Below are 22,876 nucleotides of genomic sequence, written 5' to 3'. Positions count from 1 at the left end.
GATGTTTACACATCCATAATTGACAGGTACTGTATATTCCTCAAGCGCAAATTATTCATGCCGAAGTGAAGGACTTTCATGATCGAAATTAAACACCTGAAAACGCTACAGGCGTTGCGGAACAGCGGGTCGCTGGCAGGCGCTGCGGCGGCTCTGCATCAAACCCAGTCCGCCCTGTCTCACCAGTTCAGCGATCTGGAACAACGCCTTGGCTTCCGTCTGTTTGTGCGTAAAAGTCAGCCTCTGCGTTTCACCCCGCAGGGGGAGATCCTGCTCCAGCTGGCAAACCAGGTGCTGCCGCAAATCAGCCGCGCGCTGCAGGACTGCCACGAGCCGCAGCAAACCCGTCTGCGCATCGCTATCGAGTGTCATAGCTGCATACAGTGGTTGACCCCGGCACTGGAGAGTTTCCGCGCCCGCTGGCCGCACGTCGAAGTGGATTTTCAGTCTGGCGTGACCTTTGACCCGCAGCCCGCCCTGCAGCAAAGCGAGCTGGACCTGGTCATGACCTCCGATATCCTGCCGCGTAGCGGCCTGCACTATTCGCCGATGTTCGATTTTGAAGTTCGTCTGGTGCTGGCTCCGGAGCATCCGCTGGCGGCGAAAACGCGCATCGCGCCAGAAGACCTGGCCTCGGAACTGCTGTTGATTTATCCGGTTCAGCGCGGTCGCCTGGATATCTGGCGCCACTTCCTGCAGCCGGCCGGTATCAGCCCGCAGCTCAAAAGCGTCGACAATACCCTGCTGTTAATCCAGATGGTCGCCGCACGGATGGGCATCGCCGCCCTGCCGCACTGGGTGGTGGAAAGTTTTGAACGCCAGGGTCTGGTGGTCACCAAAACCCTGGGCGAAGGACTGTGGAGCCGGCTGTACGCCGCGGTACGCGACGGCGAGCAGCGCCAGCCGGTCACCGAGGCGTTTATTCGCTCAGCGCGGAACCACGCTTGCGATCATTTACCGTTTGTCCGGAGTGCGGAGCGACCCAACGGCGATGGACCCACAGTGAGGCCAGGATCACCAGAGCTCCTGTAATAAAGCTCGGCCAGTGGGGCTGTTCCTGCCAGATGGCAAGGTTAACCAGCAGCCCGGCGGGGACATGCACGTTATTCATAATGCCCAGCGTGCCGGCATCCACCTGCGTGGCCCCGTAGTTCCACATAAAGTAACCCAGCCCCGACGCCGCCACGCCCAGCCAGACCAGAACGCCCCACTGTAGGGTTGTGGTTGGCAGCCGCTGCGGATTACCCAGCATAAACCAGGCCGCCACTGCCACCAGGAAGGCCCCCATATAAAACCACGCAAACGCGTTGTGCTGCGGCATCGGGCGCAGCTCCATCAGGCGCTTATAGCCCACCATACCGATAGCAAAACTGAGGTTCGACAGCTGAACCAGCAGCAGTCCCGTCCAGAAATGATCGCTCACTTTGTCATAGCGAATAATGGCTGCGCCCAGCACCGCCAGCCCCGCGCTCAGCAGATATCCCCAGCGGAGCTTGCGTCCGCTGAGCAGATCGTAAATCAGCGTGATATACAGCGGCGTAAAGACGGTAAACAGCAGGAATTCAGAAACCGTCAGGTACACATAGGCGCGGAATGCCAGCAGATACATGATGCCAAGCTGCATCGCCCCGACCAGCATGTAGAGCACGATAGTACGCGGCGATTGCCCGCGGGTACGCAGAAACGGCAGAAAGACCAGCGCCGCCAGCCCCACGCGCATTAGCACGGAAAAGTAGCTATCGACGCTACCCGCCAGGTATTCGCCTATCAGGCTAAAGGAAAAAGCCCACAGGATAGTGGTAATAATCAGTAGCGCCACAATGAATGTCTCTCAGGAAGAAGAGCACTCATTGTAGCGGAGAGTCAGGTTGACGACTGAGCAATAAACGAACAGTCGTCAATCTTTATCAGGCGAGATAGAGCTTACGCAGATAGTGCGGCACCGCATCGTCAGCGTTGCTGCCGATCACTTCCAGATCCGGATGCAGGTCTTTCAGCCGCTGGTGAGCGTTCTGCATAATGCAGCCTTTGCCCGCCATCGACAGCATTTCTGCGTCGTTCATGCCATCGCCAAACGCGATGCAGTCTTTCAGACCGTAGCCGAGCATTTTGGCAACCGCTTCCAGCGCATGCCCCTTCGACACGCCACCGGCCATCACTTCCAGGCAGGTCAGCGTGGAGAAGCTGACGTTCACGCGATCGCCCCAGCGGGCGTTGATCGCCTGCTCCAGCGGCAGCAGATGCTGATGATCATCGCAGGTGAAAAAGACTTTGCTGATCCCTTCGGGATCGAGTTCGCCCACTTCATACAGCTTGTAGTTAAACACCGCTTCTTTGAAAAAGCGCATCTCTTCCGGGCGATGGCGATTCATATACCACTCATCTTCGCGGTAGACGTTGGTCACCACCTTCGGGTCGTTACGCATCATTTCGAACAGATCGGCGGCAATATCACGGTCGAGGTTATGGGCAAAGATCTGTTTTCCCTCGCTGTCGTGCACGCGCGCGCCGTTGGAGGTGATCATGTAGGATTTGATGCCGAGATTGTCGCGAATCTGGCCGACATCGATGTAATGGCGTCCGGTGGCGAAGACAAAATTGATCCCGCGCGCGGTCAGCAGCTGCAGCGTCTCTTTTGCGTAGGGCGTTAAGTAGTGATCGGGAGAAAGCAGCGTGCCATCTAAGTCAGACGCAACAACCTGGTACATAAAAATTTTAACCTCTAAGCAGGGCGACGAGCGTTTTCGTCGGATTCATTGTGTCGACTGAAAAAATCGACGATGGCATTCAGCGCGACTGAGCGCATGGCGTCCTTTTCAAAAAGGATCTCATGGTATGCCCCTTCTATAACAAGCGGCTTATTACCTTCGCAGGGCCGACCTGCCGCGGCACGGAGTTCGCAGTAGCGCTCGTGCATGCGGTTATCAACCACGCGTTCTTCTTCTGCCTGCAATAACAGTGTGGGAGTGGTGTCTTTCTCTACGCCCGCCAGCGCCTCTTCGCCTGCGAGGATCCCCTCACGCACCCAGTGGTAGGTTGGCCCGCCGACGCGCAGCTGTGGTTCATCGGCATAGAAGCGCAGATTACGGCGATAGCGTTGGCGACTGTGCGTCAGCACGTTGACCGAAAAGGGCAGCGCCCGCCAGCGGCCGGTACCCAGCGCATACTCTTCACGAATGCGCTGATGGCCCTCAGCCCAGTCGAGAATATGACGCACCATCCAGTCCGGGAAACGCATGACGATACCAAACATGGGCGCGCACAGCGCAATAGCGTCACAATGCTGCTGGTGACGCTGCAAAAACAGCGTCGCGATGGCCCCGCCCATCGAATGCGCGAGGATAAACCTTTTTCGCCAGTGGCCGGGGGCAACTTCCTGCTGCCAGAGCGCCGCCAGATCGTCGACATAATCGCTAAAGCGCACCACGTGGCCGCGATGGCTGTCGGTCAATATGCGCCCGGAACGCCCCTGGCCGCGATGGTCGATAATCATCACGTCGAAACCGCTGTGGAACAGATCGTAAGCCAGCTCGGCGTATTTCACGTAGCTTTCAATACGCCCCGGACAGATGACCACGAGCCGATCGTTATCTTTGGCGCAAAAGCGAACAAAACGGACCGGGACATCGTCTACGCCCCTGAATTCCGCCTCTTCCCGCTGATGCCAGAAATCGGTGAGTGGCCCCATCGTAAAAGCCGCAAACGCGTTTTCTCGTGTATCCCAATCCTTTTGCTGCCGAAACATCGGGCTTACACCCCTGTTAACCACTGAAAATCGTTTTTTTAGCGCGCATCACACAATGCTTACGCAATAGCGTATTGTGGCATAAAAACAGACAACCAGGGAGTTTCTCATGACGTTCGAGTGGTGGTTCGCCTATCTGCTGACATCCATTATCCTCAGCCTGTCGCCAGGTTCCGGGGCTATTAATACCATGACAACCTCGATCAACCACGGCTACCGCGGCGCGGCCGCCTCGATTGCCGGATTACAAACCGGGCTGGCGATCCATATCGTCCTTGTTGGTATCGGCCTGGGAACGCTGTTTTCCCGCTCGGTGCTGGCCTTCGAGGTGCTGAAGTGGGCCGGGGCGGCGTATCTTATCTGGCTGGGTATTCAGCAATGGCGCGCGGCGGGATCGCTCAATCTCAATACTCTGGCAAAGGCGCAAACGCGTGGAAAACTGTTCCAGCGCGCGGTCTTCGTCAACCTGACCAACCCAAAAAGCATTGTCTTTCTGGCGGCCCTGTTCCCGCAGTTTATCGTGCCGCATCAGCCGCAGGTCATGCAGTATCTGGTTCTCGGCGTCACCACTATTGCGGTAGATATCATTGTGATGATTGGCTACGCGACGCTGGCGCAGCGTATTGCGGCATGGATTAAAGGACCGAAACAGATGAAGGCGTTGAACAAAGTCTTCGGATCGTTATTTATGCTGGTAGGCGCGCTGTTAGCTTCCGCACGCCATGCCTGACGGGAGAGTCCCGGTTTGCCTGAAGCAAACCGGGAAAATCTGCGCTTAGCGCGAAATGATCAGATGAATGCCGAAGCCGGCAAAGAGCGTGCCGGCAATGCCGTCGATCCATTTTGCCATTCGCTGGTAGCCGCGACGCATCGTCGGTAGGGCGAACAGGCTGGCGACCACGGTAAACCAGGCCAGCGTTTCCAGAACAATCAGCAGGAAAATCCCCCAGCGCTCGCCCGTGCCAACGTTATCGCCGACAAACAGGGAGAAGACGGAACCAAAATAGATAATCGCCTTCGGGTTAGCGAGGTTGGTCAGCAGCCCTTTCAGGAAGCTACGGCCGCTGCGGGCCAGCTCGACCTGCGGCTCCGGCGCCGCCACGGCGCTTTTCTTCAGCGCCCCGCGCAGCATCTGATAACCCATCCAGCACAGGTACAGTCCACCGCCCACCATGATAATGGTGTGCAGCCAGGCCATTTTTTCGATAATCAGGTGCAGGCCAAGCAGCGCAACGCCCGCCCAGACCATGACGCCACAGGTAATCCCCAGCACGCCCATCATGGCCTCTTTACGAGAACGACTCACGGCGGTCTGAGAAACAAAGAAAAAGTCCGGGCCAGGACTCATCAGCGCAATGATATGCACCAGCGCGACGGTGAGGAAAAGCATTAGCATGATTGCACCCTAATCTATCGGCAATTTGGATCGCAGGAATATAGTGAAGACCGAAACTATCCTGACACTTTTTTGCCCGGCTGACTACTCATCTTCACCATCGATATGCGCCCGAATCAGCGCCATAAACTCTTTCCCGAAACGCTCAAGTTTACGCGTGCCCACGCCGTTCACGCTCAGCATCTCACCGGCGGTCATCGGCGACTGCTCCGCCATTTCGATCAGCGTCGCGTCGTTGAACACCACGTACGGCGGGATATTCTCTTCATCGGCGATGGCTTTACGCAGTTTGCGCAGCTTGGCAAACAGCTTGCGATCGTAATTGCCGCCGAAGGATTTTTGCATCGCCTTCGGCTTCAGCGCCACGATACGCGGAACCGCCAGCTGCAGCGGCACCTCGCCGCGCAGCACCGGACGCGCTGCCTCGGTTAGCTGCAGCGCCGAGTGCTGCGCGATATTCTGCGTCACCAGACCGAGGTGAATCAGCTGGCGAATCACGCTCACCCAGTGTTCATGGCTCTGCTCGCGGCCGATGCCGTACACCGGCAGCTTGTCATGCGCCATCTCACGAATGCGCTGATTGTTGGCCCCGCGCAGCACTTCAACCACGTAGCCCATACCAAACCGCTGATTGACGCGGTAAATCGTCGACAGCGCTTTGCGCGCGTCCATTAATCCGTCGTACTGCTTCGGCGGATCGAGGCAGATATCGCAGTTGCCGCAGGCTTCCTGGCGCCCTTCGCCAAAATAGTTGAGCAGCACCAGACGGCGGCAGGTTTGCGCTTCGGCAAACGCCCCCATCGCGTTCAGCTTGTGGCGCTCAATATCCTGCAGCGGCCCGGCAGGTTTCTCCTCCAGACAGCGACGCAGCCACGCCATATCGGCCGGATCGTAAAACAGCATCGCTTCCGCCGGCAGGCCATCGCGACCGGCGCGACCGGTTTCCTGGTAGTAGGATTCAATATTGCGTGGAATGTCAAAGTGCACCACGAAGCGGACGTTGGGTTTATTGATCCCCATGCCGAAAGCGACCGTGGCCACCACGATTTGCAGATCGTCGCGCTGAAATTTCTCCTGCACATCCGCACGCACGTCGTTCTCCAGCCCGGCATGGTAGGCCGCCGCGCTGATCCCGCGACTTTGCAGGCGTGCGGCGGTATCTTCCACTTTCGAACGGCTGTTGCAGTAGATAATGCCCGATTTTCCGCGCTGGTCCTGCACGTAGCGCATCAGCTGATCGAGCGGTTTAAACTTCTCCATCAGCATGTAGCGGATGTTCGGGCGATCGAAGCTGCTGACCTGAATCAGCGGGTCATTCAGCCCCAGCAGGCGAACGATATCGCGGCGGGTGGTGTCATCGGCGGTGGCGGTTAACGCCATAAACGGGATCTGCGGCACACGCTGGCGCAGCTGGCCCAGGGCGGCATATTCCGGCCGGAAATCATGACCCCATTGGGAAATACAGTGCGCTTCATCCACCGCCACCATTGCCAGGTTCCAGTGGCTGAGATGCTCAAGGAAGTTATCCAGCATCAAACGCTCGGGGGCGATATACAGCAGGCGAATCTGCCCGCTGCGACAGCCGGCCATGACTTCCTGCTGCTGCTCGCGGCTTTGGGTCGAGTTCAGACAGGCGGCGGCCACGCCGTTCGCCAGCAGCTGGTCGACCTGATCTTTCATCAGCGAGATCAGCGGCGATACCACCACCGTCAGGCCGCCCAGCACCAGCGCGGGCACCTGGTAGCACAGCGATTTGCCGCCGCCGGTCGGCATGACGACCAGGCAGTCACGCCCGCCCAACGCCGTGTCGATAATGGTTTCCTGGCCCGGGCGAAACTGCTGGTAGCCGAAGGTTTCCTGTAAAACCTGCTTTGCCAGCAATGTTTGATTCAATACTTCCGCCTGCGCCACGTTGACCCCGTCTGCCTGAAAAGAAAACAGGCGCTATTTTCAGCGCCAGTGAGCCAGAGTGCAACGATTAAAACAGATCGTTAAGCGTCACGCCGACGCCGACGCGGGTCTGGTTAAAGTTATAATCGATAAGCGACTCGCCATAACCGCTGTAAACCTGGGTGTAGAAGCGCACATGGCGGGTAATCGGATAGCTGACGCCGAGCTCCGCACCGCCGTAACCGGTGTTCCAGTTATATTGCCCCTGGGCGCTGAGGATCGCCTCACCTAACTGATACCCCACCTTCAGACGGTAATAGCCCATATATTTGGTGATATCCGGGTTATCGTTGGTGCTGCCGACCACATACCAGGGTTTCACCTCCACCAGCCAGTTGCCATTTTGCGCCATCAGGCGGGCATACAGGCGGTTCCAGCTGCGGGAAGTGGGATCCGAGCGACCGTTCGAATCGTGGTTGTAACCCATTTCGACATCACGCAACGTCCAGCCGGCAAGCTGATAATCCGTAGCAAATCCCAAAAACAGCTGCGGTTCATAGTTGGTTTCACGAAACGGTGCGGACTCTTTGCTGTTGGAGAGCTGCCACCAGGACTTCTGCGTATAGGATGCCCCGAGCAGCGAGTTCTCGCCGAGGATCCCTCGCCACAGCGGAAATGCCAGACTGAGCTGGAATTTGACTTCATCTTTGCGGGCATTTTCCGCCCAGTCATAGCTGGAGATCGCTTCCTTGTTGATATCGCTACTCCACGTATAGAGCAGGTAGTTGCTCTCATAGGGATACAGCAAGAAAGGATTATCATGGTCCTGCAACAGGTTCGCGATAATGCTACCGCGCACCGCCGGTTTATCATGAACCGGCGGACTAACCGGCGCATCCTGCGCCAAAACGCCGGCCGGAAGCGCGCTCAGCGCTAACAGCCAGGCCAAAGAGATACGCATTACTGTTCTCCTGAATGAGTGATTTTTATTTCTGTTTTATCCCGCATCCATTCTACCTGTTTACCGCCATCCTGCCCGGTTATCCGCTCTGAAAGTGGCAATCGCCGTTTCAGAAGCATAAAATCAACATTTTATTAACGAATGGATACAATTGTCATGTCTGAACTCACTGCCGACGCCGTCCTTAAGCTGGTGGGCGAAATCTTTGTTTACCATATGCCGTTTAATCGCGCCTTAGGATTGAAGCTGGAGCGTTATGAAAAAGAGTTTGCCCAACTTAGCTTCAAAAATCAGCCGATGATGGTCGGTAACTGGGCGCAGAGCATTCTGCACGGCGGAGTGATTGCCTCCGCGCTGGACGTCGCCGCCGGGCTGGTGTGCGTAGGCAGTACGCTGACCCGCCATAACACCATCACCGAAGAAGAGCTACGCCAGCGTCTGTCGCGCATGGGAACCATCGATCTGCGCGTCGACTATCTGCGCCCCGGACGCGGCGAGCACTTTACCGCCACCAGCAGCCTGCTACGCGCCGGGAATAAGGTCGCGGTCGCCCGCGTGGAGTTGCATAACGAAGAGCAGGTCTATATCGCCAGCGCCACGGCGACGTATATGGTGGGTTGATCGCGGTAAATAAAGTAACATCGTTGTTTTGGCGTAACGGATTTTACCGATGGATGCAAAACAAACGCGGCTGGGGGTTATACTGGCTCTTGCCGCCTATTTTATCTGGGGCATCGCACCTGCCTACTTCAAACTTATCTACTATGTTCCCGCCGATGAAATCCTGACGCATCGCGTGATCTGGTCATTCTTTTTTATGCTGGCGTTAATCAGCCTCAGCCACCAGTGGCCGCAGGTGAAAAAACTGCTGCATATGCCGCGCAAGATTTTCCTGCTGGCGCTGTCGGCAGTGCTGATTGGCGGCAACTGGCTGCTCTTCATCTGGGCGGTGAATAACCACCATATGCTGGAGGCCAGTCTCGGCTACTTCATTAACCCGCTGGTGAATATTGTGCTGGGGATGATTTTCCTCGGCGAGCGTTTTCGCCGCATGCAGTGGGTGGCGGTGCTGCTGGCCGTGTGCGGTGTGCTGGTACAGCTGTGGACCTTTGGTTCGCTGCCGGTTATCGGCCTTGGGCTGGCCTTCAGCTTTGCCTTTTACGGGCTGCTGCGTAAAAAGATCGCCGTGGATGCACAAACCGGGATGTTAGTCGAAACCCTGTGGCTCCTGCCGGTCGCCGCCGTCTACCTGTTTGCCATCGCCGATAGCCCAACCAGCCATATGGGAGAGAACCCGTGGTCGCTGAATCTGCTGCTGATGGCGGCGGGCGTTGTCACCACGATTCCCCTGCTGTGCTTTACCGGCGCGGCAACCCGTCTGCGGCTCTCCACCCTGGGATTCTTCCAGTATATCGGCCCGACGCTGATGTTCCTGCTGGCGGTGATCTTTTACGGCGAAGTTCCGGGGGCAGATAAGATGGTGACCTTCGCCTTTATCTGGGTGGCGCTGGCGGTCTTTATCGTCGATGCGCTGTATACCCAGCGCCGGCAACGCAGAGGATAGCCGACGCGGATATCCTGCCCGGATAAGACGGCAGCGCCGCTATCCGGGTGCTTATCCCCTACAGCCAGTTTTTACGCTTGAAGTAGAGATACGGCGCCAGGCCGGCGAGCATCATAAAGACGATCGCGCCGGGATAGCCAAAGCTCCAGTGCAGCTCCGGCATAAACTCAAAGTTCATCCCGTAGCTGGAAGCCACCAGCGTAGGCGGCAGAAAGACCACGGAAACCACCGAGAAGATCTTGATGATGCGGTTCTGCTCGATGTTGATAAAGCCCATCGCCGCCTGCATCAGGAAGTTGACCTTCTGGAACAGCGATTCGTTATGTGGCAGCAGGGATTCGATATCTCGCAGGATTTCGCGCGCCTGCTCCAGCTGTCCCGCAGGTAAACGCGCCTTGCGTACCAGGAAGTTCAGAGCGCGCTGGGTATCCATCAGACACAGACGGACCTTCCAGCCAATATCTTCCTGCTCGGCAAGCGTTGAGAGCGCATCGTCGTACTCATCGCCCTGACGACCTTCCATAATCACGCGGCTAAGTTTTTCCAGGTCGCTGTAGATATTTTCGATTTCATCCGCCAGCTGTTCGATTTTGGTTTCGAACAGATCCAGCAGCAGTTCATAGGCGTTGCCATCAACCATTAACTGGTTGCGAACGCGCATGCGATAGAGGCGAAATGCCGGCAATTCACGTTCGCGCAGGGTAAACAGGCGCCCTTCACGAATCGTAAATGCCACGGTGGAGTTACCGGCGTGATCCTCTGCATCTTCAAAAAAGAAAAAAGAGTGAATGTGTAAACCGTCTTCATCTTCGAAGAAACGCGCCGATGCTTCGATATCTTCCAGTTCCGGGCGCGTTGCCAGGTTCTGACCCAATTCCGTCTGCACGCGGCTTCGTTCTTCGTCGTCGGGCTCGACCAGATCGACCCACACCGAACTGGCGAGATGTTTGATCTCATCAGCTTCCAGGCGTGTTAAACGATTATTTTCCAGTTGAAATGCGCTCAGCATGACCGGGACTCCCAATGCAAAAAAATTATCGGACAGTTCGGTGGGCACACAGAAACAATTTGGGTTTCAGACCATTAAGCCTGACTCAGAGCGACGGGTATGACGGGTCGCTGACAACCGCTAAGGCTATCAGCATAAGAGGATAGCCTTAGGAGTTGTTCCTGACGGACAGGAAGTTGAGCCAGCATCTACTGGGTGTGTCCAAGGCGAATGTCCTCTTAGCGTAATCGTGCGCGCATGTTACGCCAGCACAAAAACGGCGTCAACACGCAACGGAACGCTAAAGAGCAAATCCTGCCCTTTAGCATATAAGGCTAGCAGATTATTACAAAAAAACGATATTTTTCTTACTGTTACACTGTTTCCAGCCGGGCATAGGCCGCCACTAACCATTTAATACCTTGCCCCTGGAAGGCGACCTGCAAACGGCTATGCTCGCCGCTGCCTTCCAGATTCACGATGGTGCCTTCGCCAAACTTCGGATGGCGTACGCGCTGGCCCAGTTTGTAACCGGTATCGTTTTCCGCCATCGGCGTCCCCATCCGCTGATGGCTGACCGGACGGCTCACCGTTGCGCGCAGGCGTACCTCTTCTACACAGGCTTCCGGCAGCTCGCCGATAAAGCGCGACGGGCGATGGTAAACCTCTTTGCCGTACAGACGGCGGGTTTCCGCATAGGTGAGAGTCAGTTTCTGCATCGCGCGCGTCACGCCGACGTAAGCCAGGCGACGCTCCTCTTCCAGCCGGCCGCCTTCATCCAGCGCCATCTGGCTCGGGAACATCCCCTCTTCCACGCCAACGATAAACACCTGCGGAAACTCCAGACCTTTCGCCGAGTGCAGCGTCATCAGCTGCACCGCATCCTGCCAGGTATCCGCCTGCCCTTCCCCCGCCTCCAGCGCGGCGTGAGAGAGGAAGGCCTGCAGCGGCATTAAATCCTCATCTTCATCGTTGTAGCTGAACTGGCGCGTTGCCGTCACCAGCTCCTCTAAGTTTTCGATTCGCGTCTGGCCTTTCTCGCCCTTTTCCTGCTCGTACATCATCCGCAGGCCGGAATCGTTAATCACCCGGTCGGTCTGCACGTGCAGCGGCATATCCGCCGTCTCCTGCGCCAGAGCGTCAATCAGCTCCATAAAACGTTGCAGCGCGCTGGCGGCGCGCCCGGCCAGGACTTTATCTTTTAACAGCTCGCGACAAGCCTGCCACAGCGTTAGCTGACGGTCGCGCGAGGTCTGGCGCACCACGTCCAGCGTGCGGTCGCCGATACCGCGGGTGGGCGTATTCACCACGCGCTCAAACGCCGCATCGTCGTTACGGTTGGCAATCAGACGCAGATAGGAGAGCGCATCTTTGATCTCCTGGCGTTCGAAGAAGCGCATGCCGCCATAGATACGGTACGGCATGCAGGCCTGCAGCAGCGCCTCTTCCAGCACGCGCGACTGGGCGTTGCTGCGGTAGAGAATGGCGCATTGCTCAAGCGCCCCGCCGTTCTCCTGCCAGGTTTTGATACGGTTGACGACAAAGCGCGCTTCATCGAGATCGTTAAACGCGCAATAGAGGGAGATCGGTTCGCCGTCGGCGCCGTCGGTCCACAGTTTCTTACCCAGACGCCCGCTGTTGTTTTCAATCAGGGCGTTAGCGGCGCTCAGGATATTGCTGGTCGAGCGGTAGTTCTGCTCGAGGCGGATGGTCTGCGCGCCGGGGAAATCGGTGAGAAAACGCTGAATATTCTCAACCTGGGCGCCGCGCCAGCCGTAGATCGACTGGTCATCATCCCCCACGATCATCACTTTGCCGCTATCGCCCGCCAGCAGGCGGATCCACGCGTACTGAATGTTGTTGGTATCCTGAAACTCATCCACCAGGATATTGGTGAAGCGTTCGCGGTAGTGCTGGAGAATATGCGGTTTATTGAGCCACAGCTCGTGCGCACGCAGCAGCAGCTCGGCAAAGTCCACCAGACCAGCGCGATCGCAGGCTTCCTGATAGGCCTGATAAACCTTCTGCCAGGTCTGTTCCACCGGGTTGCCGTAACTCTGAATATGATGCGGGCGCAGCCCTTCGTCTTTCTGGCTGTTGATGTACCACATCGCCTGACGCGGCGGCCACTGCTTCTCGTCGAGGTTCATGGCTTTAATCAGGCGCTTCAGCAGGCGCAGCTGATCTTCGCTATCGAGGATCTGAAAATCCTGTGGCAGGTTTGCGTCCAGATGATGGGCCCGCAGCAGGCGATGCGCCAGCCCATGGAAGGTGCCGACCCACATGCCGCCCTGGGTCGTCCCCATCAGCTGGCCGATACGATGGCGCATCTCCGCCGCCGCTTTGTTGGTAAAGGTCACCGCCATGATGGAATACGGCGAGCAGTTTTCTACGCTCAGCAGCCAGGCAATACGGTGTACCAGAACGCGCGTCTTACCGCTGCCCGCTCCCGCCAGAACCAGCATATTGGTGCGTGAAGCGGCTACGGCTTCACGCTGTTTGTCATTGAGGCTGTCGAGCAGGTAAGAAACGTCCATTGGCACCGCCGGAAATGAGCTGCCCGGCAACGCATCGTCTACCGGGCATACTGTTAATATATACAGAACTAGTGGTGATTATATCAGCGAGGTCAGAGATGCCAACCGTGAAATTTCAATGTGTGGCAGCAGGCGGCTGTCGGTCGCGCGCATCAGATCGGCCCCCTGCGGCTTGATCCAGCAGGCCTGCATGCCGCAGCGAATAGCGCCCGCAACATCGGTGGTCAGATCATCCCCCACGTGGAGTATCTGATCCAGCGGCAAATCAAGACGCTCCGCCGCCAGATGGTACATATCAGCAAAGGGTTTCGATCGCCCGTCCGGACCAGCACGCAGAACAAAACGGAAATAGTCGCTCAAACCAAAGAGTTCGGGCTGCGCGTTGCCGTTGGTCACCGCCACCAGCGGCCATTTCTCCGCCAGCGCGGCCAGCGTATCGTGAGTTTCCTGCGGCACGTCGATCAAACTACGCCAGTGGGCAAAATTCGCCATTGCCGCATCCGCGCCCTCGGCAGCCTGCCCGGCAGAGAGTCCGGCATTCGTCATCCCCAGCACCAGCGCGCGGCGGCGCCACTCGGTGACGTCGTGGTAAATCTCGGGCTCGCTCTCCAGCAGCGTCTGGCGCAGCCGCTGCAGCTCGTTGGCATCAAACTGACTCAGTGACGGATGGTAGCTGCGCACAAAGGCCAGCGACTCCTGCAACGTCCGGTCGATGACCGGGCGGTTGTCGTAAAGGGTATCGTCCAGGTCAAACGTCAGTGCAGAAATTTGGCCCAGCGGTCGGTAAAAACGCATTATTTCCCCCGTTTGGCGCGCGGATGCGCCGCATCATACACCGAGGCAAGGTGTTGAAAATCAAGATGGGTATAGATTTGGGTGGTCGAGAGATTAGCATGACCCAGCAGCTCCTGTACGCCGCGCAGATCGCCGCTCGACTCCAGCATATGGGTGGCAAAGGAGTGGCGCAGTTTATGCGGATGCACGTGGCTATTCAGCCCCTGCTTAATGCCCCATTCGGCAAAGCGCTTCTGCACATTACGCGCGGAAATACGTTTCCCCAGTTTAGATAAAAACAGCGCAGCGTCATCCGTGCCAAACAGACCGCGTAAATCGAGCCAGTGTTCGATCCACGCCACCGCGCTGCGCCCAATCGGCAGGCGGCGTTCTTTGCTTCCTTTGCCCATCACCCACACCTCCCCGGATTCCAGATCGAGGTGTTGAATATCCAGATTGACCAGCTCGGAGAGACGCAGACCCGCGCCGTACATTACCTCCAGCATCGCCCGATCGCGCACCGCCAGCGGATCGTTAAGATCGATATCCAGCAGCCGGTTGACGTCATCGACATCAATATTTTTCGGTAAGTGACGGGGAATTTTTGGGGCGGAGATACCTTTCGCCGGGTTCGCCGCCAGCTCGCCCTGCGCCACCAGCCAGTCAAAGAAACTGCGCAACGCGGAAAGCCGCAGCGCAAGGCTTGCCGGCCCCAGCCCCTGTTTACGGCTACGGACCGCCAGACCACGAACCTGAGCGGCATCGCACTGCTGCCAGCTTTTGAGCCCCGCCTGTTCCGCGAGCGCCATCAGCGCATCAAGCTGACGCCGGTAGTTCAGTAGCGTGATCGGGCTCAGCTGACGCTCCACGCCCAGATAGCGTAGAAAGCGCTCAACGGCGGTGAATAAGAGAGAGTCGGTCATGCGCGTTCAACCCAGCGCTCCAACAGACCCGGCAGCATTAACGCAATTTCCTGCAGCAGCTGCGTTCCCTGGCCTTGTTGATAATGCTGGGCATCGCGACTGCTGAAAAGCATCACGCCAGGGGCATCATCGCCGCCGAGCAGCGACATCGCCACCGAGCCGATAGCTTTCGCTTCCGGCAGTACCACCAGCAGTTCAGGTCCGTGCAGCGGCCCGAGATAATGACGAGCCTGCCCAAGACGCTGAATGCGGATAGGCTCAAATGCCTGCCGGCTTAGCGCCAGATGGGTGAATTTTGACGGCGCGCCCAGCCGCCAGCTATCGGGAAACAGACGCACCGTCGCCCCCGCCAGCCCTATTTCGCGCGCCCAGCGGTGAAAGCGATTGAGCATCTCATCAAGGCTTTCCGCCGCCGCCAGCCGCGTCTGCAGATGCAGCAGACGCTGGAACAGGCTCTCATTCGCCGTGGCCTGCTCCATCAGCAGCATCATGTTCTCTTCCAGCACGTTGATATGGTTACGTGCCCGCACCATGTGCCATTCCACCAGCGAGATCGAGCCGCGTACCGGATGCGGAACGCGCATGTGCTCGACCAGAGCAGCATTACGAATAAAAAATTCAGGATGTTGCAACAGATAGTCCACCACCGCGCGGTCGTTCAGCGCGCCGGTGATTTCCTGCTGTTCTTCCCCGACTTGTTTCATAAGTGAATAAATCCGTCGTAGACATGTGCCGCCGGGCCAGTCATAAACAACGGTTGGCCCGGGCCTTTCCAGGCGATATCAAGACGCCCGCCTGGTAATTCCACGCGTACTTCTTCGGCCAGCAGTCCCTGTTGGATACCAACCGCTACCGCCGCACAGGCACCGCTGCCGCAGGCCTGAGTTTCACCTGCGCCGCGCTCATAAACACGCAGACGAATGCGATCGCGCTCGACCACCTGCATAAAACCGATGTTGGCGCGCTCCGGGAAGCGTTCGTGGCTTTCCATCACCGGGCCGAGGGTTTCCACCGCGGCGGTTTCCACATTATCGACCTGAATGACGCAGTGCGGGTTCCCCATCGAGACCACGCCGCACAATACTGTCTGCTCGGCGGCGCGCATAATATAGGTCTTTTCCGCTTTGTTGGCGCGGAAGGGCACCTGAGAGGGCTCGAAGTTCGGCTCCCCCATGTTGACGCGCACCAAATCGTCTTCCGTTACGCTTAATACCATACGACCGTTTGCCGTGCTCACGCGGATGTCACGTTTATTGGTCAGGCCTTTCAAGCGGACAAAGCGGGCAAAGCAGCGCGCGCCGTTACCGCACTGCGACACTTCGCTGCCGTCGGCGTTGAAGATACGATAATGGAAATCCAGATCCGGATCGTAAGGCGGCTCAACAACCAGCAGCTGATCGAAACCGACGCCCAGATGCCGATCCGCCAGGCGGCGAATCAGCTCCGGTGAGAAAAAAACATTCTGCGTTACCGCGTCAACGACCATAAAATCGTTGCCAAGGCCATGCATTTTAGAGAACTGCATCATCTACTCCAGTCGCGCGGAACAGAACGTTATCGTTAATAGTTTACCTGGGTCGGGCCGCCGCTATCGCCACGATCGTTACGATCTGGCGCCGAGCTCTGGATACCGCTATTGACCGGTTTGGTCGGCGGAGCCGCCGTCTTTTCTGCCGGAGGGAAATAAAGCGGTCCCTTCAGACCACAGCCGGTCAGGCTGAAGATCGCCAATAAAACGGCAAGCGTTGGAAAAACGTTTTTCATTGATAGTTGCCCGTGATTCACTCTTTCTGCTTTCTATCATCGCAGGAGAAGACGTAAAAGCAAGCGTTTAGCATCCAACTGCGCGCGCTTTTGTTTCGCGCTATACTGCCGCCATCTTCAAAAAAGCAGGGTAGAACCATGAACGACAGTGAATTCCATCGCCTGGCTGACAGCCTGTGGATGACCATCGAAGAACATCTGGACGAGCGGGACGGCGATAGCGATATCGACTGTGAGATCAACGGCGGCGTGCTGACCCTCAGTTTTGAGAACGGCAGCAAAATTATTATCAACCGTCAGGAGCCGCTGCATCAGGTGTGGCTGGCGACAAAGCAAGGCGGCTACCATTTTGATCTTAAAGGTGATGAGTGGGTGTGCGACCGCAGCGGTGAAACCTTCTGGGACCTGCTGGAGCAGGCGGCGACCCAGCAGGCCGGCGAAGCCGTGAGTTTTCGCTAAGCCAGCGCTTTCATCGTCATCGGGAAAGCAAAACCCCGGCGAAAACACAACGTCGCCGGGGAAATGGTGACTCAGGAACGTCGGTCAGGAATAGTGCTGCTGCAGCATGGGCGACGCCACGGCATCCTGGCTCACCGGCGCGGCAGCCGCCCCGATCGCCTGGCTGCGGAACGGAATCACCTGAGGTCGACCGTCAACATCGACGATCTGATAGAACTGCGGCAGGTTGAAGTTGATAAAACTGGAGCCGTAGGTGAAACGATCGTGGGATGAAGAGTAGAAGCGGCTCACGTCACGCACCAGCTCCTCTTTACTGCCTTCACAGTGATGATAAACCTCGGCGCGGTTGCTCTCGTCGAGAATATAGATATTAAATCCGCTCTCGTTATCCGCCTCTTCAAAGAAGAACTGAATAATCCCTTCGCTGGCAAATCCATCCACTACCGCCGGTAGCTTAACATGGTTGGTTTCCACCTGAACCGACAGGCCGTGCAGCTTGTTATGCGAGATAGCGCCGTAGAATTCAATGGCGTTCTCCAGCTTCTGCACCGACACGTTAAGACGTTCGAAAAACAGTCCCCAGGTCTGCCCGGAAACGCGCAGCGCCTTAAAGCGCCCGGTATCCTGACGGGTACTGGAAAGGCGCAGCTCAATGCACTCGGACACCATCTGCTGCACGCGGGTGCGGATGAGACCGCGCAGATGCTGACTGTAGCAGAACACTTCAACGCTATCCGGCGGCGCAGCATCCTGATGCATTTTACCGAGAATGGTTTTCAGCGCTTCGATCATCGCCTGCTCGCCGTTAAAGTGCAGGGTGCGCACTTCGTTCCACGAGTTGCGGTACAGCAGATCGACGCTACCGATTAAGCACTTCTGCTCTTCGCCAAAGCTGAAGACATCCAGTTTACGGAAGTCAAAATGCACAACCTGATTGCGGAACGCCGCCGTCGGGTCATATTCGAGGTTGACGATAATCGCCAGGTGGCGGATTTCGCAGGGGCTATACAGCGCTTTGGGCGTTGGCGACGGCAGACGCAGCGGGAAATGGTGCGAAACGTCGGCGACCATCTCCTGAAGCTTCGCCAGATCGACGATACCGTTGCCCTTAATAAACAGGCGAGTGCGTGACGTCAGCAGGCCGTTAAACCAGGCCCATGCCACCAGCTTATTAAGATAACGGTTATATTCCAGCGGCTGATGGCTGATGATCGATTCCATATCCGGCGCACGATTGTACACATACCAACCGGTACGGTTGGCACGGCCAGGAGGCACGTGGATGAAGGTCAGATTCGGTTCGGAGAGATCCGGAGAGATTTGCGGGTTCACCAGCGTCACTTTGCCCGGCAGCGCTTCAAACGCCGCATACAGCTTACGGGTCAGTACGCCGATATCCTGCGGACTGGCGGACACGCTGAGGTTGTTACGCCGCGCAAAGCGGATCAGGTTGCGATAGCTTTGCATCATCGCATCCAGCAGCTCGTTGTGCGCTTTGCGTACTTCGTCGATCTTCCAGTTAGCCCGGTTGTCCAGCATCATCAGACGCTTTTCATCCCAGCCCCACTCTTGCACCAGGTGGCTCACCACTTCACGACGCCAGCCTACGCAGGCGCGCTCGCGGCTGAGTTTTTCGCACACTTTCAGATAGAAACAGCGGCGCACCAGATCGAGACGCGTGTCGTCTTCAATGGCCTGCAGATAGGCGGTCACGCGTTCCAGCATCATGCAGTAAGGATCGAGCCCAAACGAGACGATTTCTCCGTCGTGCAGACGCTGTTTAATGTCTTTCGCCAGCAGGCGGTTGTTCGGGTACTCCCAGGAGTAGGCTTCCAGCAGCAGCGTTTTCAGCACCGCTTTATACGGTGAATCGATACTTTTATAGAGCTGCCACAGGCTGGCGCCGAAATACTCTTCCGCCGACAGCGAGCTCAGGCCGCCCAGATCGAGCCACTCATTTGGCGTCAGTACACCTTGCGCATAGAGCCCCATCACGTAATCGTCGTAATGATCCTCTTCGTCGCACGGCACCATATTCCACAGAATACGTTTCCCGGCGAGGCGCACGGCGGTGCGGTAGAACTCATCCAGCAGCAGGATATGCTGCGTCGACCCGCAGTCTTCGCCACCCAGGCTGCCGCTTTCGTTATGGCGGAAGCGGTTTTCGTCAATCAGGAAGAAGCTGACCTCAACGCCCAGCGATGCCGCCCAGCTTTCCAACAGGCTACATTTGCGCTGCAGCAGCTGGCGCTCTTCGGTATCAAGCCATGCCTGATGACAAACCCAGATATCGAGGTCGGAAGAGCAGCTTTGGCCTACGGAGGAGGTACTGCCCATCGAGTAGACGCCGGTTATCGGCAGTTCGCCTTTCGGCGGCTCCTGCGCCAGCATGCCGCGGTGCAGTTCTAACTCGTCAAGGTAGTGGCGTTGGGTTTCATCAGGCGTGTAGAGGCAAATGCCGCGGGGAACGTTACCGTCAAGGTAACCCGGCATCAACGGGTGATGATAATGTAGTAATGTCGGCAGTAGACTGTAAACCTGCTGGAAAGCGGGTCCCATGGCAGCAAGCGCGCGATCCACGCGCAGTTGGTTGATGGCATCCAGTCTCTGTTTCAGTGTCTCAATATAGAGGTACAAGACATATCGCCTGATGTTCAAAAACCCGTCGTACAATAGTACGGAGGATTTCAGTATTTCAACAAAAACCGTCACCATTTGTCGTCGGTGTGGTTGTGATGAGCTGCTGACGGACAAATGGTTTAAAACGTGATCAATCTAACACCTTGCTCATTGACCGTAAAGAAAGATGCGCTACATACAAGTGTAGCACCGTTTACTGCGTGTAAATTCCTCACTACGGTTGTGGCAACCGCAATGGCACCAAACGCAAATAACGCAAAAAACGAAACAGCCGCCCCCCTAATCCCACAAAACTAACATCCATAAGGCAACAATGTTAGGATAGTTTGTGGTCGACAATGACGGTAACAAGCATGTTAGACAAAGTTTTGAGAATTGCCACACGGCAAAGCCCACTTGCGCTATGGCAGGCGCATTATGTGAAAGAGCGCCTTGAGTCCTGCCATCCTGGGCTGGCGGTGGAACTGGTGCCGATGGTCACTCGCGGCGACGTGCTCCTTGATACTCCGCTGGCAAAAGTGGGCGGCAAGGGCTTGTTTGTCAAAGAATTAGAACTGGCCATTATCGAAGGGCGCGCGGATATCGCCGTGCATTCCATGAAAGATGTTCCCGTCGAGTTTCCCGAGGGACTGGGGCTGGTCACGATTTGCGAGCGCGAAGATCCGCGCGACGCCTTCGTCTCTAATCGCTATGCGTCAATCGATGCGTTGCCGCACGGCAGCATCGTTGGCACTTCCAGTTTACGCCGCCAGTGCCAGCTGGCAGCCCAACGTCCCGACCTGCAGATCCGCTCTCTGCGCGGTAACGTGGGGACCCGCCTCGGCAAACTCGATAGCGGCGAATATGATGCGATTATTCTGGCGGCCGCCGGGTTGAAACGCCTGGGGCTGGAGTCGCGTATTCGTCAACCGTTAACGCCGGAGCAGTCTCTGCCCGCGGTCGGCCAGGGGGCGGTCGGTATTGAATGTCGCCTTGACGATCAATGGACGCAAACCCTGTTAGCACCGCTGAATCATACGGAAACCGCCATCCGAGTCCGCGCGGAACGGGCGATGAATACCCGGCTGGAAGGCGGCTGTCAGGTTCCGATCGGCAGCTACGCTGAGCTGATTAACGGTGAGCTGTGGCTGCGCGCGCTGGTCGGTGCGCCGGACGGTTCGCAGGTGGTGCGCGGTGAACGACGCGGCCAGCCGGAAGATGCCGAGCGTCTCGGCGTCTCGCTGGCGGAAGAGCTGCTGGATAGCGGCGCCCGCGACATTCTCGCCGCCGTTTATGCAGGAGAAGCCCCTCGATGAGTATCCTGGTCACCCGTCCGTTGCCCCAAAGTGAAGAGCTGGTCAGCCGCCTGCGCGCGCTAGGACATGTGGCCTGGAGTTTTCCACTCATCGAGTTTACCCCTGGACGCGAACTGCCTGCGCTAAGCGGTCAGCTGGCCGCCTTATCCGCGGGCGATCTTTTGTTTGCGCTCTCGCAGCATGCGGTAGAGTTTGCCCATGCTCGCCTGCATCAACTGGGCCAACGCTGGCCGAAAGCACCCGGCTATTTTGCGATTGGCCGCACTACGGCGCTGGCCCTGCATACGGTCAGTGGACAGAATATTCGCTACCCATTAGATCGGGAAATTAGCGAAGTCTTGCTACAATTACCTGAATTACAAAACATTGCCGGGAAGAAAGCCCTTCTTCTTCGCGGTAACGGCGGGCGGGAATTATTAGGCGAAACGCTCCGCGAGCGCGGCGCCGACGTCACTTTTTGTGAATGCTATCAACGTAGTGCAAAGCATTACGATGGCGCAGAAGAAGCAATGCGCTGGCAGTCCCGCGGCGTCACTACGCTGGTCGTCACCAGCGGCGAGATGCTGCAACAGCTTTGGGCGCTGATACCCCAATGGTATCGCGAACGGTGGCTCCTTCGCTGTCGCATTTTAGTTGTCAGTGAACGCCTGGCCCGGCAGGCCCGTGAATTGGGCTGGCAGGATATCCAGGTTGCCGATAGCGCCGACAACGATGCGCTGCTACGCGCATTACAATAACTCTCAACATTGGAAGCCATAATGACGGAACAACAAAACCAATCCGCCGTGGTTGAAGAGACCAGGGAGGCCGTGGACAAAGCGCCACAGCCAGAGAATACCGGAAAGAAAAACGGCGGTAATAAAACCAGCCTCGTTCTGAGCGCGGTGGCTATCGCCATTGCCCTCGCCGCTGGCGTCGGCCTGTTTGGTTTAAATAAACAGCAAGTATCACGGCAGAACGAGACCAGCACGGCGCTCGCCGATCGGGTGGCGGAGCTGCAAAAAGCGCAAGAAAGCCAAAAAAATGAACTCGAAGGTATTATCAAGCAGCAGGCGGACCAGCTAACCGAAGCGAAGCATCAGCAGGAGACGCTGGCGAAGCAGCTGGAAGACGTGCAGCAAAAAGTGGCCGTCATTTCCGGCAGCGATGCCAAAACCTGGCTGCTGGCGCAGGCTGATTTTCTGGTCAAATCGGCCGGGCGTAAGCTGTGGAGCGATCGGGACGTCACCACCGCCGCGGCGCTGTTAAAAAGCGCCGATGCCAGCCTCGCCGATATGAACGATCCGAGTCTGATTAGCGCCCGCCGCGCCATTACCGACGATATCGCGTCGCTGTCGGCCGTCAGCCAGGTCGACTACGACGGTATCATCCTCAAGGTCAACCAGCTTGCTAACCAGATTGATAATCTGCGCCTTGCCGACAATAACGATGACGACTCCCCGATGGATTCCGACAGCGAAGAGCTCTCCAGCTCTATTGGCGAATGGCGCGTGAATCTGCAAAAGAGCTGGCAGAGCTTTATGGACAGCTTTATTACCATTCGTCGCCGCGACGAAACGGCAGTCCCGCTGCTGGCGCCAAACCAGGACATCTACCTGCGCGAAAATATTCGCTCCCGCCTGCTGGTTGCGGCACAAGCGGTACCGCGCCATCAGGAAGAGACATACAAACAAGCGCTGGATAATGTGTCCACCTGGGTTCGCGCCTATTACGACACGGAAGATGCCACCACCAGGGCGTTTCTGGAAGATGTCGATAAGCTGAGTCAGCAAAGCATCACAATGAATGTACCGGAAAATCTGCAAAGTCAGGCCATTCTTGAGAAGCTGATGCAAACGCGGGTACGCAACCTGATGGCGCAGCCTGCCGTGACCCAGAGCAGTGCGCCGACGCCCCCTGCGCCTGCACCTGCACCTGCACCTGCGCCACAAGGAGAGTAA

23 protein-coding genes are annotated in these 22,876 nt (G+C 57.2%); 8 read left to right on the top strand and 15 right to left on the bottom strand.

Annotated elements, in window-relative coordinates:
• Window positions 1-78 precede the first annotated feature (78 nt).
• Window positions 79-1,032 carry an HTH-type transcriptional regulator MetR gene (gene metR, locus BV390_RS24290; RefSeq protein ID WP_047663719.1) on the top strand — a complete coding sequence of 318 codons (954 nt, stop codon included), beginning with the start codon at window positions 79-81 and terminating at the stop codon, window positions 1,030-1,032.
• Here metR and BV390_RS24285 read toward each other — a convergent pair.
• The 3 genes from BV390_RS24285 to pldB all read right to left on the bottom strand — a co-directional run bounded on the left by BV390_RS24285 (window position 920) and on the right by pldB (window position 3,745).
• Window positions 920-1,819, bottom strand: a complete 900-nt coding sequence (locus BV390_RS24285) for a carboxylate/amino acid/amine transporter (protein ID WP_064385914.1) — start codon at window positions 1,817-1,819, stop codon at window positions 920-922. The two genes, metR and BV390_RS24285, sit on opposite strands and share 113 nt — an antisense overlap.
• A gap of 88 nt (window positions 1,820-1,907) precedes the next feature.
• Window positions 1,908-2,708: a sugar/pyridoxal phosphate phosphatase YigL gene (gene yigL / locus BV390_RS24280; RefSeq protein WP_032690024.1), complete on the bottom strand. Its 801-nt coding sequence runs from the start codon at window positions 2,706-2,708 to the stop codon at window positions 1,908-1,910.
• A gap of 14 nt (window positions 2,709-2,722) precedes the next feature.
• Window positions 2,723-3,745, bottom strand: coding sequence for a lysophospholipase L2 (gene pldB / locus BV390_RS24275; RefSeq protein ID WP_032690026.1), 1,023 nt, complete (start codon window positions 3,743-3,745; stop codon window positions 2,723-2,725).
• 109 nt (window positions 3,746-3,854) lie between these two features.
• Between pldB and rhtB the strand changes: the two genes are divergently transcribed.
• A complete protein-coding gene (gene rhtB / locus BV390_RS24270; protein ID WP_004869632.1) occupies window positions 3,855-4,475 on the top strand; it encodes a homoserine/homoserine lactone efflux protein in 621 nt (206 codons plus the stop codon).
• A gap of 45 nt (window positions 4,476-4,520) precedes the next feature.
• On the opposite strand, the gene rhtC is transcribed toward rhtB, so the two are convergent.
• From rhtC to pldA, 3 genes are all read right to left on the bottom strand, one after another.
• Entirely contained in the window at window positions 4,521-5,141 is a 621-nt protein-coding gene (gene rhtC, locus BV390_RS24265) for a threonine export protein RhtC (protein WP_032690027.1), read from the bottom strand.
• Window positions 5,142-5,225: 84 nt separating this feature from the next.
• Complete coding sequence (gene recQ, locus BV390_RS24260; protein ID WP_032698424.1) at window positions 5,226-7,052, bottom strand: ATP-dependent DNA helicase RecQ; 1,827 nt, start codon at window positions 7,050-7,052, stop codon at window positions 5,226-5,228.
• 67 nt (window positions 7,053-7,119) lie between these two features.
• Complete coding sequence (gene pldA / locus BV390_RS24255; RefSeq protein ID WP_032690029.1) at window positions 7,120-7,992, bottom strand: phospholipase A; 873 nt, start codon at window positions 7,990-7,992, stop codon at window positions 7,120-7,122.
• 156 nt (window positions 7,993-8,148) lie between these two features.
• Here pldA and yigI point away from each other — a divergent pair, with 156 nt between their 5' ends.
• Complete coding sequence (gene yigI, locus BV390_RS24250; protein ID WP_032690030.1) at window positions 8,149-8,613, top strand: acyl-CoA thioesterase YigI; 465 nt, start codon at window positions 8,149-8,151, stop codon at window positions 8,611-8,613.
• Between the two features lie 49 nt (window positions 8,614-8,662).
• Window positions 8,663-9,556 carry an EamA family transporter RarD gene (gene rarD / locus BV390_RS24245; RefSeq protein ID WP_032690031.1) on the top strand — a complete coding sequence of 298 codons (894 nt, stop codon included), beginning with the start codon at window positions 8,663-8,665 and terminating at the stop codon, window positions 9,554-9,556.
• A gap of 58 nt (window positions 9,557-9,614) precedes the next feature.
• On the opposite strand, the gene corA is transcribed toward rarD, so the two are convergent.
• From corA to lptM, 8 genes are all read right to left on the bottom strand, one after another.
• On the bottom strand, window positions 9,615-10,565 hold the full coding sequence (gene corA, locus BV390_RS24240) for a magnesium/cobalt transporter CorA (protein WP_004869610.1): 951 nt from the start codon (window positions 10,563-10,565) through the stop codon (window positions 9,615-9,617).
• Between the two features lie 148 nt (window positions 10,566-10,713).
• Window positions 10,714-10,770: a YsgD/CorL family protein gene (gene ysgD / locus BV390_RS31980; RefSeq protein ID WP_350028775.1), complete on the bottom strand. Its 57-nt coding sequence runs from the start codon at window positions 10,768-10,770 to the stop codon at window positions 10,714-10,716.
• A 148-nt stretch (window positions 10,771-10,918) separates the two neighbouring features.
• Window positions 10,919-13,081, bottom strand: coding sequence for a DNA helicase II (gene uvrD, locus BV390_RS24235; protein WP_064385912.1), 2,163 nt, complete (start codon window positions 13,079-13,081; stop codon window positions 10,919-10,921).
• A gap of 78 nt (window positions 13,082-13,159) precedes the next feature.
• Window positions 13,160-13,876, bottom strand: a complete 717-nt coding sequence (gene yigB / locus BV390_RS24230; protein WP_032697954.1) for a 5-amino-6-(5-phospho-D-ribitylamino)uracil phosphatase YigB — start codon at window positions 13,874-13,876, stop codon at window positions 13,160-13,162.
• Window positions 13,876-14,778, bottom strand: a complete 903-nt coding sequence (gene xerC / locus BV390_RS24225) for a tyrosine recombinase XerC (RefSeq protein WP_064385910.1) — start codon at window positions 14,776-14,778, stop codon at window positions 13,876-13,878. The genes yigB and xerC overlap by 1 nt, the downstream gene beginning before the upstream one ends.
• On the bottom strand, window positions 14,775-15,482 hold the full coding sequence (locus BV390_RS24220; RefSeq protein WP_004869595.1) for a DUF484 domain-containing protein: 708 nt from the start codon (window positions 15,480-15,482) through the stop codon (window positions 14,775-14,777). The genes xerC and BV390_RS24220 overlap by 4 nt, the downstream gene beginning before the upstream one ends.
• Window positions 15,479-16,303: a diaminopimelate epimerase gene (dapF, locus tag BV390_RS24215; protein WP_004869591.1), complete on the bottom strand. Its 825-nt coding sequence runs from the start codon at window positions 16,301-16,303 to the stop codon at window positions 15,479-15,481. Before dapF ends, BV390_RS24220 begins: the two co-directional genes overlap by 4 nt.
• A gap of 35 nt (window positions 16,304-16,338) precedes the next feature.
• Window positions 16,339-16,542 (bottom strand): LPS translocon maturation chaperone LptM, encoded by a 204-nt coding sequence (gene lptM / locus BV390_RS24210; RefSeq protein WP_015585402.1) that lies wholly within the window; start codon window positions 16,540-16,542, stop codon window positions 16,339-16,341.
• Window positions 16,543-16,680: 138 nt separating this feature from the next.
• Here lptM and cyaY point away from each other — a divergent pair, with 138 nt between their 5' ends.
• Window positions 16,681-17,001, top strand: a complete 321-nt coding sequence (gene cyaY, locus BV390_RS24205) for an iron donor protein CyaY (RefSeq protein WP_032690036.1) — start codon at window positions 16,681-16,683, stop codon at window positions 16,999-17,001.
• An 84-nt stretch (window positions 17,002-17,085) separates the two neighbouring features.
• On the opposite strand, the gene cyaA is transcribed toward cyaY, so the two are convergent.
• Window positions 17,086-19,638 carry a class I adenylate cyclase gene (cyaA, locus tag BV390_RS24200; RefSeq protein ID WP_032690037.1) on the bottom strand — a complete coding sequence of 851 codons (2,553 nt, stop codon included), beginning with the start codon at window positions 19,636-19,638 and terminating at the stop codon, window positions 17,086-17,088.
• A 356-nt stretch (window positions 19,639-19,994) separates the two neighbouring features.
• Between cyaA and hemC the strand changes: the two genes are divergently transcribed.
• The 3 genes from hemC to hemX are packed head-to-tail and all read left to right on the top strand — an operon-like array spanning window position 19,995 to window position 22,876.
• Entirely contained in the window at window positions 19,995-20,936 is a 942-nt protein-coding gene (gene hemC, locus BV390_RS24195) for a hydroxymethylbilane synthase (protein ID WP_032690038.1), read from the top strand.
• Window positions 20,933-21,673 (top strand): uroporphyrinogen-III synthase, encoded by a 741-nt coding sequence (hemD, locus tag BV390_RS24190; RefSeq protein ID WP_032690039.1) that lies wholly within the window; start codon window positions 20,933-20,935, stop codon window positions 21,671-21,673. Before hemC ends, hemD begins: the two co-directional genes overlap by 4 nt.
• A 21-nt stretch (window positions 21,674-21,694) precedes the next feature.
• Window positions 21,695-22,876 (top strand): uroporphyrinogen-III C-methyltransferase, encoded by a 1,182-nt coding sequence (gene hemX, locus BV390_RS24185; protein WP_049264795.1) that lies wholly within the window; start codon window positions 21,695-21,697, stop codon window positions 22,874-22,876.

The sequence above is a fragment of the Klebsiella sp. YJ genome (assembly GCF_002108615.1).
GTDB lineage: Bacteria > Pseudomonadota > Gammaproteobacteria > Enterobacterales > Enterobacteriaceae > Klebsiella > Klebsiella planticola.
This window is presented reverse-complemented; position numbering and strand designations above follow the sequence as displayed.

Excerpts from the sequence above, each read along its gene's own strand:
- yigI (WP_032690030.1), top strand. The coding sequence starts at position 8,149 with ATGTCTGAACTCACTGCCGACGCCGTCCTTAAGCTGGTGGGCGAAATC.
- rhtC (WP_032690027.1), bottom strand. The coding sequence starts at position 5,141 with ATGCTAATGCTTTTCCTCACCGTCGCGCTGGTGCATATCATTGCGCTG.
- dapF (WP_004869591.1), bottom strand. The coding sequence starts at position 16,303 with ATGCAGTTCTCTAAAATGCATGGCCTTGGCAACGATTTTATGGTCGTT.
- pldB (WP_032690026.1), bottom strand. The coding sequence starts at position 3,745 with ATGTTTCGGCAGCAAAAGGATTGGGATACACGAGAAAACGCGTTTGCG.
- rhtB (WP_004869632.1), top strand. The coding sequence starts at position 3,855 with ATGACGTTCGAGTGGTGGTTCGCCTATCTGCTGACATCCATTATCCTC.
- hemC (WP_032690038.1), top strand. The coding sequence starts at position 19,995 with ATGTTAGACAAAGTTTTGAGAATTGCCACACGGCAAAGCCCACTTGCG.
- lptM (WP_015585402.1), bottom strand. The coding sequence starts at position 16,542 with ATGAAAAACGTTTTTCCAACGCTTGCCGTTTTATTGGCGATCTTCAGC.
- yigL (WP_032690024.1), bottom strand. The coding sequence starts at position 2,708 with ATGTACCAGGTTGTTGCGTCTGACTTAGATGGCACGCTGCTTTCTCCC.
- metR (WP_047663719.1), top strand. The coding sequence starts at position 79 with ATGATCGAAATTAAACACCTGAAAACGCTACAGGCGTTGCGGAACAGC.
- hemD (WP_032690039.1), top strand. The coding sequence starts at position 20,933 with ATGAGTATCCTGGTCACCCGTCCGTTGCCCCAAAGTGAAGAGCTGGTC.
- BV390_RS24220 (WP_004869595.1), bottom strand. The coding sequence starts at position 15,482 with ATGAAACAAGTCGGGGAAGAACAGCAGGAAATCACCGGCGCGCTGAAC.
- corA (WP_004869610.1), bottom strand. The coding sequence starts at position 10,565 with ATGCTGAGCGCATTTCAACTGGAAAATAATCGTTTAACACGCCTGGAA.
- rarD (WP_032690031.1), top strand. The coding sequence starts at position 8,663 with ATGGATGCAAAACAAACGCGGCTGGGGGTTATACTGGCTCTTGCCGCC.
- xerC (WP_064385910.1), bottom strand. The coding sequence starts at position 14,778 with ATGACCGACTCTCTCTTATTCACCGCCGTTGAGCGCTTTCTACGCTAT.
- cyaY (WP_032690036.1), top strand. The coding sequence starts at position 16,681 with ATGAACGACAGTGAATTCCATCGCCTGGCTGACAGCCTGTGGATGACC.
- pldA (WP_032690029.1), bottom strand. The coding sequence starts at position 7,992 with ATGCGTATCTCTTTGGCCTGGCTGTTAGCGCTGAGCGCGCTTCCGGCC.
- uvrD (WP_064385912.1), bottom strand. The coding sequence starts at position 13,081 with ATGGACGTTTCTTACCTGCTCGACAGCCTCAATGACAAACAGCGTGAA.
- yigB (WP_032697954.1), bottom strand. The coding sequence starts at position 13,876 with ATGCGTTTTTACCGACCGCTGGGCCAAATTTCTGCACTGACGTTTGAC.
- hemX (WP_049264795.1), top strand. The coding sequence starts at position 21,695 with ATGACGGAACAACAAAACCAATCCGCCGTGGTTGAAGAGACCAGGGAG.